General features: G+C 42.2%; 3 protein-coding genes and 1 pseudogene. 1 reads left to right on the top strand and 3 read right to left on the bottom strand.

The genetic code is table 11. The features are described from left to right. Positions 1-97: 97 nt before the first annotated feature. Complete coding sequence (locus QYT14_RS10655; RefSeq protein WP_288325736.1) at positions 98-4,126, top strand: two-component regulator propeller domain-containing protein; 4,029 nt, start codon at positions 98-100, stop codon at positions 4,124-4,126. Positions 4,127-4,206: 80 nt separating this feature from the next. Here QYT14_RS10655 and QYT14_RS10660 read toward each other — a convergent pair whose 3' ends face one another. From QYT14_RS10660 to QYT14_RS18875, 3 genes and pseudogenes are all read right to left on the bottom strand, one after another. After that, complete coding sequence (locus tag QYT14_RS10660) at positions 4,207-6,003, bottom strand: RagB/SusD family nutrient uptake outer membrane protein (RefSeq protein ID WP_288325735.1); 1,797 nt, start codon at positions 6,001-6,003, stop codon at positions 4,207-4,209. A 14-nt stretch (positions 6,004-6,017) separates the two neighbouring features. Beyond that, positions 6,018-9,209: a TonB-dependent receptor gene (locus tag QYT14_RS10665; protein WP_288325734.1), complete on the bottom strand. Its 3,192-nt coding sequence runs from the start codon at positions 9,207-9,209 to the stop codon at positions 6,018-6,020. 2,027 nt (positions 9,210-11,236) lie between these two features. Continuing rightward, positions 11,237-12,247 (bottom strand): annotated as a pseudogene (locus QYT14_RS18875) (glycoside hydrolase family 88 protein); the annotation flags it as partial. Positions 12,248-12,540: the final 293 nt, after the last annotated feature.

Consider the following 12,540-nt stretch of genomic DNA (forward strand, 5'->3'; position numbering starts at 1 on the left):
TTTAGATGCATTTGCAGCTTTTTATTTCTCATCGTTTTTATTTTGATTAATTAATAATTAAATTTGTCCCGCTAAAAAGACCTAAAACAAATCTAATATGAGAATAAATGTATTCTGTATCCTCATCTTCTGTTGTGCTTTCTTTTGCTATGGGAATCATATTCACTTTAAGCATATTAATGTAAAAGACGGTTTGTCGCAAATCACTGTGCTTTCCATCTATCAGGATGAGGTAGGAACATTGTGGTTTGGCTCCAGTGAAGGACTGAACAGATATAATGGTGACAAGATAGACATCTATCGCCCGTCGCAAAACAGCAATGGACTTACCCATAATGAAATCAGTGCCATTTGCGGAGACAAAAACGGAAGCATCTATATCCGTTCCATCTATGACCTGATAAAGTTCGATATAGAAAAAGAAAAGTTTACCTGCATCCTTCCCAATGCAGTCCATACCATGTATTGCCATAAGGATACGTTATGGATTGGACACCGGAATGAATTGCAATACTATCTGAAGAGTGACGGAAAGGTGCATCACGCAGCCACTCTGGAGTATAAATTCAATGTCGGAAATTCATTGATTATAGACCAGGATTACATCTGGATGGGGCACAGCCAAGGCGTCTCACTGATATCCCGCAAAGACTATAAGACAATTAAAACCATCACCGGCATTTCCCATATTTCTTCTATCTATAGAGACAGCCGGCGAAATATGTGGATCGGCACTGTGCAGGACGGCCTTTACCGCATCAATCCGCAGGAGGAGAGAACACATTACACAGACAGCAACCGATTGTCCAACAATCAGATAAGGACGGTTCAGGAAGACAACAATGGACATATTTGGGTAGGGACTTTCAATGGTCTGAACCATTATGACCCTGATTCCGACACATGGACCGCCCACCTTCATCAAGATAATATAGACTATGGACTCAGCCATAACTCTATCAACTGCCTATATAAAGACCGTCAAGGAACGATTTGGATAGGAACTTATTTCGGCGGAGTAAATTACTTTAACCCCGATACCAACACGTGCCGGTTTTATGGCTCGGGGACAACAGGAAACCATTTCTTAAGTTTTCCTTTTGTCGGTAAGATGGTAGAAGATGGGGAGGAAAACCTTTGGATATGTACAGAAGGAGGAGGACTGAATCTCTTCAACCGAACGACTCAAACCTTTGAGAAGTTCTCTTATCATGCCAACGGACTTCCCGGAACGGCGCATAACAATATGAAATGTATCTATTATGCCAAAGAGAAAAACAAACTATACATAGGTACGCATACCGGCGGTCTCGCTATTTTCGACATTGCTCGGAAACAGTTCCGCACGCTGACTCCCCTTCAAAACAACCCGACTTCACAAGCCGGAAATATCGTCAATGAAATACAGCCTTATAAAGACAAGCTTATTATGCTGACGCAGGCAGGTGTCTATCTTTTCAATCCCGAACAAGAGACGTTCTCTCCCCTCACCCGCAATGAAGATATCAATGAGCAACTCTCCCGCCCTTATCAGTTTGAGACCTTTCTTATCGACAGTAAAGAAAGACTATGGCTGGCCGATTCAAAAGGAGGACTTCTGCGCATCCACATGACGGACAACAGTCTTCACCGTTATTACACCAACGCGCAAGATTCTTCCTCCATCGGTAAATTCAGAATAGTGAATATCATGGAAAACAGCAAAGGCGAAATTTATTTCGGCACTATCGGCTCAGGATTATTCAAATATATCCCCGATAGTGACTCCTTCTGTCAATATGGACTAGGCAATAACGCATTGCCCAGCGATTATTGCTACTATATCTGTGAATCTCCCATTTACCACCATCTGTTGATTCTGCACAGCAAAGGCTTCTCTCTCTTTGATTCCGAAACCGGTAAAAGCAAGCATACATACAATTTATTTCAAATGGGATATTGCCAGGGCTCAAGCATTTATTTCGCACAAAATGGAGAAGTCTTTATCGGCGGAGTAAACGGCATGCTTTCTTTTTTTGAAGAACAGCTCTACCACACCAACCATGATTATCATATTTATTTTGATCAGTTGTGGGTGCATAACACACGTGTACTGCCCGATGACGAAACCGGAATCCTCCCGCAAACTCTCTCGCAGGTAAAAGAAATCAGGCTTTCGCACGACCAGAACAATCTAATCTTCGAGTTCTGCTCCTCCAATTATACGTTGAACGAAGACATAATTTATGAATACAAATTAGAAGGTTTCTCCGACCATTGGATTCCTACCCAGTCACAGTCTATTTCCTACACCAACCTCAGTCCGGGCATGTATCGGCTAATAGTTCGCGAACATCAGGGTTCACACAGCATCAGCCTCAACATCTACATTGCTCCTCCTTTCTATGCCACTTACTGGGCGTTTATGATATATGTGTTGTGTCTGATTGGTATCATGTACCTCATTATCCATATCAAGACTAAACAAACCCAGCTTCAGGCCTCACTGCAATTTGAGCGCAAAGAAAAAGAACGCACAGAAGAACTGAATCAGGTCAAACTGAGATTCTTTACCAACATCTCACATGAGTTCCGCACTCCTCTCACACTGATTATCGGACAGATTGAGGTGTTATTGCAGCAAAATAAACTTGCTCCGACCATCTATAACCGCATATTGCACATCTATAAAAACGCATGGCACATGAGAGATCTCATTTCAGAACTTCTGGACTTCCGCAAACAGGAGCAAGGATATCTGAAACTGAGGATTGAACACAAAGACATCATTCCTTTTGTAAAAGAAATATACATGTCCTTTTATGAATATGCGGCTACCCAGCAAATCAATTACCGGTTTGAATGCCCGGAACAAGAACTCAAACTATGGTTTGACCCGGTACAACTGCAGAAAGTCATATTCAATCTGATTTCAAACGCCTTTAAATATACCCCAAAAGGAGGTAAAATCAATGTGACCATCAGCAATACAAACACACAGGCTCATATCAGTGTAAAGGACAATGGCTCCGGCATTCCACAAGAAGCTGTCAGCAAAATATTCGAACGTTTCTACCAACTGGAGAATGGCGCCAACAAATTCACGCTCGGCACAGGCATCGGACTGGCACTCTCCAAAGGAATCATCGACCTTCATCATGGAAGTATTCATGTGAAAAGCGAACCGGGCCAAGGAAGTGAGTTCACAATCTGTCTGCTAAAAGGGAACTCTCATTTTTCACCTGAAGACATTGCACATACCCGCCTGACTACGGATGACAACAGAGACACCGGCAAGTTGCTCGACCTAGCAGAGATGCCCATCGAAGAAACTCCTCCCACCACACCGGATACAGACAGCGGAAAACCAGTGCTCCTCATTGTGGAAGATAATGAAGAAATGCTGGATTTACTGAAGAGCATATTCGAATCCATGTATGAAGTGCACATCGCCCTGAACGGCAAGGAAGGATTGCAAATGGCATATCAGGTACATCCCAGCCTCATTATCAGTGATGTGATGATGCCTGAAATGTCGGGCAAGGAATTATGTTATAAGATAAAAAACAGTATCGAACTATCTTATATTCCTGTCATACTGCTCACGGCACAAGCGTCCGAACAATATACAATAGAAGGATATATGTTTGGGGCAGACGATTATATCACCAAGCCCTTTAATGTGAAAATTCTCATAGCCCGTTGTAGCAACCTCATCAAGAACCGGCAACAAATGCTGGAACGTCTCAAACAGCCTATCGCCAACAAACAGGAGGCCCCGGACACCATTAATGTAAATGACCGCCAACTGTTGGAAAAGGCTATACAAGTAATCAAAGAGAACTTTGAGAATCCGGAGTTCGACATGAACCTTCTCGCCTCTGAGCTTGGAATGGGACGCAGCAAACTATATACGAAATTAAAAGAAATTACCGGACTGACTCCCAATGAGTTTACTCTCAAATTGAAATTGGAGGAAGCAATGCATTTACTGAACAATGCGCCTCATCTCAATGTAACGGAGATTTCCTACCAACTCGGGTTCTCTTCGGCCAGATACTTCAGCAAATGTTTCAAAACATTCTATGGTATTGCTCCTCTGAATGTACGCAAAAACAATGATTCTCCCGCCAAAGAAGATAAGTAAGGCTGTCTCATTTTCTATTTTGAGACAGCCTCACAACCTAACAAAACCTAACCTTTTACCTCAACAATTAAAATATATATTTAATCCCAACCCGGATTCTGTGTTATCTCTTTGTTCTTACCGATTACATTAATAGGTATAGGATGATAATAATGCTTATTTTCATCAAACGAACGGTTTTCCCAGTCAGTGCCGGCAAACACATCAATATAATGTTTTCCGTTCAATTCAAACAGCTTCACACGGCCAGGATCAGCCTTTCCTTCAGACGGATTGAAACGGGGATTGTCAAAATCCGATGGTTCAAAACGCATGCCCAGTACACGGTTTGCCAAACGCTTTCCCCATTTCCAACGCATCAAATCCTGATAGCGGGTATCTTCAAAACACAGTTCCACACGGCGTTCACGGCGAAGTTCAATAATTAGGGCAGACAAGCCTTCACCCGCATATTTCGGGTCCATTACAGGATTCAGTGTCAAGTGAGGCATTCCGGCACGGTCACGAATCACATTGACAGTCCGGTCTAAATCAGACTGAGTAACGGTTCCCAATTCAGCTTTTGCTTCTGCCAAGTTCAACAAGACTTCAGCATAGCGCAATAATGGAGCATCATGTGTCTCATTACCATAGCCTTTCATGTCTTGTTCAGCAATATAATGTTTGATAACATGATAACCTGTAGCCGATTCCCAACCTGTCATTCCTGCTACACGAGGGAAGATAAACTTGTCTTTATTGTACAGAATTTCCTTTGAATGACGTGGATCAAGCACAATCTGAGTCAAACGCGGATCACGGTTGTCCAAGACATTCTCATACTCATCATCATTAAAAGTCTCGCTCAAAGCAACAGGTTTGGCAGTTCCGTCCGGCTCTATACAAAGGAAATCGTCAACAAAATCTTTTGTAGCACCATTGCCCGAAGCAACCAAATAACCGCATAAGCGATGGCCCAACAAACCGGCTACATATTTTCTAAACAAAATCACTTCCTTATTATCAGTCAAATCATCACTGGTAAATAAAGTGGCATAGTCTTTATCAGGATTTCCGGTGTTATAAATTTCATATTTCTTCATTGCCATCAACGCTTCAGATGCTTTCACGGCTTCCTGCAAGAATTTTTCATAATCACCCAATCCATGATATTTTCTATAAGTACCTTCGTAAAGGCAAATACGTGATTTCAATGCCAATGCTGCACCTTTTGTCACACGCACCCCTTTATTACCCCAGTCTTCCGGCAAATAGTCGCAAGCCTTATTGATATCTTCCAGAACATGGTCCATCACTTCCTTGCGGGGAGTACGCGGCCCATACAGTTCTTCAGAATCCGTATTCAAAGGAGTAGTGATATAAGGGACATCGCCATACATCTGTACTTTATCCAAATAGAACCATGCACGGAAGAAATAAGCCTCACCCGCATACCTGTTTCTGATATTTTCTGCTATTCCCACTTTCTCATAATTAGCAAAGAAAGTGTTGATGCGGCGCAGCAAAGTCCAATACCACCCTCCGGCAGTCGGGTTATTGGGAACCGTCTCTTTCCCGGCAGCAATCTTTGTATACGAAGTATGGTTTGAGTTACTCTTCGAAACATAGTTATCAGTCTGTACATCCTTCCAGAAATAATCCGCATAACTACTATTCCATGCACCCAGGGTATGTCCTACCATAAAACGGTAATAACTGTCATTTCCGGCTTCATTGTAAATACCGTTATTATAGACTTCAAGGTCACTTTCGGTCTTCCAATAGCTATTGTCATTCAAGTCGTGTGTCGGATTTCTATCCAAAAAGGAATCATTACAAGAAACACACATCAATGATACAGCCGCTAAAGCTGCTATATTTAATATTATTTTTTTCATCTTGTCTACTAAATTTAGAATGTTACGTTTAATCCGAATGAATAAGTACGCTGGAACGGATATACCATAGTACCATTCTTACCCGCTGCTTCAGGGTCGTAAGCTCCCTTCACATTGGTGAATTCAAACAAGTTTTCAGCACTGAAATAAACACCTGCTTTTGCAACGTGCAAGAAGCTCAACCATGATTTCGGGAAGTCATATCCTACTGTCAGATTCTTCAGACGACAATAAGAAGCATCCTGCAAATATTTGGTTTGCTTTTGTTGGTTCTTTGTTTCACGTGCAATAGGACGCGCAAAGTATGCGTCGCGATTGTCTTCAGACCATGAGTCCGTAACAAACCATTTCTGAGTATTATAATACTGTGTTGCCACCGGCCAGAAAGGTTGTGAACTCGGCCAGAAATCACGTTTGCCGATACCCTGGAAGAAGACATTCAAATATACATTCTTATAAGACATATTAGCAGTGATACCATATTGGTAACGCGGAGTAGTGTTACCGATTACTTTCAAGTCACCATGGTCGTCTAATGTATTCGAACCGTTGTTTATCTTATTATTTCCATCCAAATCTTTGTACATGATATCACCGGGAGCCCAGTTAGCACCTAACTTAGACTGGTCTGCATGGTTTTGAACATCAGCATCCGACTGATAGAAACCTTCTGTCTCATATCCCCATATTTCGCCAATCTTCTGACCCACATAATAGTCACTCAATGTTTCAGTCGGATTTTCATATTTAGTAATTTCAGCCTGTGAATCCGAAAGGATAAAACCTAAATCATAAGAGAAATCATTACCAATACGGTCATTCCATTTCACAGAAACTTCCCAACCGCGGGTGCGCAACTCTGCTTTATTGGCAGGAGGAGCCGTTGTTCCCAGCACTTCAGGATATTCCACCTTAACAAGCATATCCGATGTCGTTCTCTGATACCAGTCGAAAGAGAAGTCCAAGCGTTGGTTCAACATGGTAAAATCAAGACCGACATTAAAGGTAGAAGCTTTCTCCCAAGTCAAATCGCTGGACACCAATCCTGCCGGATTGATATATAAAGATTTCTCACCGTCTACAAATAGCCAGTTTCCTGCTGTACCTGAAGCCATAAAGGGAATATACGGATAATATTTAGTATTGCCCGACCAACTGCTGGCTGTCAATAACTGATTACCCAAAATACCGTAAGAAGCACGTATCTTCAAGTTGTCCAACCAAGAACGAGTCGACTCCATGAAAGATTCTTCCGACACACGCCATGCTCCCGAGAATGAAGGCAGGAATACAAAACGATTATCAGAAGGGAAACGGGAAGTTCCATCGTAACGGCCGTTCACTTCAAATAAATAACGGTTATTATAGATATAATTCAAACGGAAGAAACCGCCACGCAAAGCCCATTCATAACCACTTTCGCTAACAGTCTGCATACCGGTTCCCAAACTCATTGAAGGTAAATCCTGAGAGATAAGGTTCTGGCGTGTAGCAGTAGTCGTATTATACTTGGTCAGTTCCTGATTGAAACCCAGCATGGCCTTCACATAATGTTTTTCTGCAAAAGTGTGTTCATAATCTGTGTAGGCATTGAAAGAATAATAGTCTTTATTACCGTTCACCCACGAATAGCTGTTGTTATTGGTATTACCTTCTGTCTCAACAAAAGCATTGGTAATCATATCCACTTTCTTACGATGCTCTGCACTGCGGCTGTAATTCAGATTGTAAGTAAAGTCCACACGCGCATGCCAGTCTTTGGTAAAGGTAAAGTCGGCACTACCGGTCAACCAGATATCATGTACTTTCTTCTTGTCACGACCGCCCTGTTCCAACAAAGATATAGGATTTTGGTCATCAAAGTATTTACCGGCATATTGGTCAAGTTCCGGATAACGTGCATCGCCTCCCCACGGACGAGACATACGTGTCGGAGTTGAAAATACCATCTGCTGCCAAACATCATCTTTATACTTATGAGGTTTATCGGTAGTAGTATAGTTATACAAAACTTTAGCACCCAGTTTCATCCATGGAGTAGTCTGATTGTCGACAGACAAACGGGTATTCAAACGTTGGAAACTATCTTCACCCACTTTGTACATACCCGATTGGTTTACATAACCTACAGAAGTATAGAATTTAGTCTTTTCATTACCACCCGAAATATTTATATTATGACGGTGAGAAGGAGTATACTTCTTCAGCATCAAATCAGTCCAGTCAGAATGACCATAATAATACATGGTACCGTTCAGCACTTCATATTCAGGATTGTTAGCAGGGTCATTTGCATAATTCTTCATTTTTTCCACCGTATCCGGATTATACATCACATCCAGATTGGCATTTGTCATTGCCCGATTTACAAATTCGGCATGCTCCCAACTTGTACCTACCATTTCCGGCAATACTGTCGGTTTGGAAAATGCCACATTACCGGAATAAGACACAGTAGTCTTCATATCCGAGCCTGCATTCTTCGTTGTTACCAGAATAACACCATAAGCAGCACGTACACCATAGATGGCAGATGCAGCCGCATCTTTCAATACCGTAACGTTGGCAATGTCATTCGGATTAATCATATCGAGATTCATCTCCACACCGTCAACCAACACCAGTGGGCTACCACCGTTAATAGAAGTAGTACCACGCACATTCAGTGTCGCTCCGGTACCCGGCTCACCACTACTCGGCGTAATCTGCAAGTTAGGTATAGTTCCCTGCAATGCGCTGGTAGACGAAGTGATAGGGCGTGATTGCAAGACTTTCGCATCGACAGTTCCAACAGAACCTGTCAGATTTACTTTCTTTTGCGAGCCATATCCCACCACCACTACTTCATCCAAAGCCTGGCTGTCTTCTTTCAACTTGATAGTAAAACTAGTTTGATTTCCGACTTTAATCTCCATACTCTGATAGCCGATATAAGAGATTTGCAGAATAGCTCCTTCGGGTACATTACTCAGGGTAAACTTCCCTTCAAAGTCGGTTATCGTACCGTTTGTTGTGCCTTTTACCATCACATTCGCACCGATAATAGACTCTTGTGAGTCCATCACCACACCGGTAATAGTCTTACCCTGTTGTGTAACAATGGCTACTGACGCCACATCCGGTTTAGCCGGCTCCAAAGATGCCTTCGCTGCATCCGGGCTTGCAAATACACTTACATTTGCCAACAGCATTGATGTAGTGCACATTAAGAATCCTTTCTTTCGTAAAAGCAAAGAAATCTGTTTTGATGTTTTTTTCATAATAATAGTTCAAAATTCGTTAGTAGTAAACTTTTTAACAGCACAAAAATAGGGTATGCCCCTTATTGGAACATACCCTTTTTTTGAGTTCTTTGTACATAAATTAACCGAACGGACAATTTTATACACAACTATGGACGCGAAGGATACATTGTCAACCGAATATTACCACTTTGCAATGGTTTCTTCAGACGGATACCAATACGCGTATAAGCAGGAGAGTTCACTTCAACAGTCTCCGAATTAAATTCTACCACACCCGGAGCTTCAATATCCACCGTCATTTTTTCTCCGTCCAACACCAATTCCAAGCGATTGCTTCCTATCACCTTCCATTCGGCACGAGTCGTAATAGCCGTTTCAAAAGAGATGCCGGATGCCGCATCAAAATAATCTTCAATAACGAAAGTTCCTTCTCCGGCACGATTATATGTAAAGGTACGTATCAGCTTTTCCAGTTCAGGCACCGAAGTAGCATACGCTGACGTATAATCAATCTGAAAAATATCCATACCGTCAGTCAATTCTTTCTTCAATACCACTCCCTGAGCCTTCTTGCCCGATACCTGACACTGTCCGTTAATAAAGGGAACAGGATGACCGAATGAATTTTTAATAGGATATTTATAAGCATTTCCACTAAAATAATCACCGGGATAAGAGAAAGGGCCACCCATATCGCCTGCCATCGTCTGGCCGCCCATCACTACTGCATAAGAGCCTACATCATTATGATTATGGTTTTCTGCGTTGTGTCCTCCCTTTACAGATACCCCCAAACGGCAAGCCGAGCCGGTAGCAGGGCGGCTAATGATAATGCCCGCTTCATCATAACAAGAATGGAGTTCGTCTGCTTCAGCTTTCAATACCTCTTGTATTTCCGGAGTCATTTCCACCTTCCAAGCCTGGCGTGGGAACATACCGATGGTGTGCAATGAAAGATTATCCATGTCGGGTATTTCATATTTTTCCTCATAAGGAGCAGTGCCCAACACATTATCACAATAGTTCGTAATAAACCAAGAAGGTGAAACACCGGCACGGCAGTCGGCATAAGCAGGGCAAACCTGATTCATTATCTGTATTTTCTTTCCATATTGCGCAATACGGGCAAACTTAGGAGTACGAAAAAAATCAATCTTCCCTTTCGTAGCACGGCAAATTTCTTCACGCAACAAGATAAACGAGCAGAAACCATAATTATAATATCCTACCCCCTCACTGCAATATCCGTCATCACTGTATCCTTTCATTCCATATACATAATATTTCTCGGCAGCAGCTACAAAAAAAGCACGTTCCTCTTTGTCCTGCAGCAAAGTGAGTGCTGCACCCGTCACACCGGCCAAACACACCGAGTTCCAGTTATTCGTGACAGTAAACCAATAAAAAGGTTTTGTTTCTTCCAAACAACGATAGATTGGACGGAACACCTTCTCACGGAAAGCGCACATCGCCAAAGCTTTCGTCTCAGCCGGCAAACGGTCATCCAATAAATAAATACATTGTGCCAATGTATTTCCGGCAGTAGCAACAACCAAGTCTACATAATAATCCGTTCCATGATAGTTATGCAAGTTACGGTCATGCGCTGGAATTGACCAAGGCTTCTGACGGCAGAGTTCTTCCACTCCTTCACAAATCGCCGGAATGAAACGCCGCTTATTCTCCAAACATTCCGCCAATACTAATCGCCACAAATATTGATAACGGGCATTCATCATATTCTCTCCCGGCAGACGAATCTCAGTCTTATTAAGATGCAAATAAAGCGAATCTACAAAAGGCGGCATTCCATCCTTCAGACTACGATGAGCCTCTTCAATTAATTTTCGGGCTTCAGGAGTATTCTTCATTTTATCCCAATAGGCACGGTCTTTATAGGTAACTCCGATACCTTCCGGTTTTTCTGGTAGCATGGCAGCTATCTCACGGATACGTTCTACCGGAATGTTATTACCATGCAGCTCATCTTTTGCCATCCGGTAAACCTCTGTACCTGCCAGCAAAAATGCACCCGGACCATACACCTCTGTCATTTCACGAGTTACTTTCTTGGGATCGGCACCTATAGGCTGCACATAGCCCAACTTACCATCTTCCTCTATTGCACCTACCAAGGCTTTCCAGCCTTTTTCCACCGCCGGAAGAAATTCTTCCTCCGCCAACAATCCTTCATTAATACCGTATGCCAAAGCATAAACAAAAAATCCGGAGCAGCTGGTTTCCGGAGAAGAATAAGAATGAGGATCCAGCATACTGGCTCTCCAAAATCCGTCAGACTGTTGCAAAGCTACTACACGGGTAGCCAGTTCCACAAACAAGTTCTCATAAAAAGTTCTGTATTTATTACCTACAGGAAGTTCACGAAGAATTTCGACCAGTCCTCCCAGCACCCATCCGTTTCCTCTGCCCCAAAACACCTTCTCGCCATTGGCTTCTTTTTGAGTAAAGTAGCGATGGTCTCTATAAAACAAATGGGCATCCTTATCATAAAGGAACTCATAAGTCTCTTTATACTCCTTATCCATAAAACGGAGAAATTTCTTATCACCGGTAATGTTATACAAACGAGCATAAACCGGCGGAGCCATAAATAAAGCATCACACCACGTCCATTTTTCCAAAGTGGAAGCATCACCATAATCCAACAAGAAAGACCCTTTAGAAGGATGCGCCATCACCCATTCGGCACGAGCCTTTGTAGGAATCAGCATCTCTTCCTTTCCATATTTACGATAAAGATCCAAATAAGTTTGTGCCACACAGATATCATCTGCATGATACATTCGTTTATCCACTTGCCAATAATTACGTGCTCCCAAACGTCGCAACCATTTAAAATAAAAATCATCCTGATTTTCCTGCTCCGCCACGGATGCCCATTTAGACAAGCCCAGATAGAACGTAGCGTTTACCCAATTCAACGGATCATAGGTAACTTCTTTCATGTGGGCTATTTGCCAATCGGCAACACGCCTCATTGATTGTCTTACTTCTTGTTTTGAAAAAAAATTTTGTGCATAAGAGCAACATACTATCCAGCACAAAGACAACAAAAATGCTATTCGTTTATTCATAATAATATTTATAGGTTTTTATTTCTACAAAATTAAAGCTTCAGGTATTCTTTATGTAGCGATATTGTCCTGAGTATATACATTTATAGTACTTAAACGATATTTCTCCCCCATTCCAAGCTGTATGAGCAGTATAAATACAAAAAGAAGCCTCCGAATCATTTGACTGACTCGGAGGCTTTCATTAAAACGGCAGC

It is taken from the genome of uncultured Phocaeicola sp. (assembly GCF_948499155.1).
GTDB lineage: Bacteria > Bacteroidota > Bacteroidia > Bacteroidales > Bacteroidaceae > Phocaeicola > Phocaeicola faecalis.